The organism is Treponema sp. R6D11 (assembly GCF_054786075.1).
Window position 1 is genome coordinate 1 of record NZ_BDHD01000833.1, and the last position, 488, is coordinate 488.

General features: G+C 37.9%; 1 protein-coding gene and 1 pseudogene. Both read left to right on the forward strand.

The genetic code is table 11. The features are described 5' to 3' along the window. Positions 1 to 73: 73 nt before the first annotated feature. Positions 74 to 220 (forward strand): annotated as a pseudogene (locus ACYVTD_RS16375) (double zinc ribbon domain-containing protein); the annotation flags it as partial. Then, on the forward strand, positions 221 to 488 hold a 268-nt coding region (locus ACYVTD_RS16380), incomplete at its 3' end, for a ComF family protein (RefSeq protein ID WP_461248732.1).

Below are 488 nucleotides of genomic sequence, written 5' to 3' on the forward strand. Positions count from 1 at the left end.
CTATTTTTTCAACATCCTTGGCTTATTTTTTAGGATAGTTTATTTTGATTTTTTTGTTAATGTTTATATTGATATGGAAACGAGACTAAGTGAGTATGTATTGAATGTTTTATACCCTTCGCGGTGCCTTTTTTGTGATGAAAGATTGCCTCCGGAGGTATCTTTTGCGCTTTGTGATGATTGCAAAGACGACATGCCTGCGCTGGCGGAATTTTATTGTTTGAAATGTAATGCGGAGATTACAATAGATGATAAAAGCACAACAAAATGCAAAAGTTGCGGGACGACTAGGCGTAATTACCTTTTGCCGTGCAGATATTTCAAATATGATGGCAGGGTGAAAGAAGCGATTTTGAGATTAAAATTTTCTAGTGCGCTTGACCATGCGAAGACGATTGCCGAGCTGATGGCGGCGAATATTAGACTTTTGGAGCATAGAAAATTTGACATTATTGCGCCGATGCCTATATCAAGAAAGCGTCTTAACA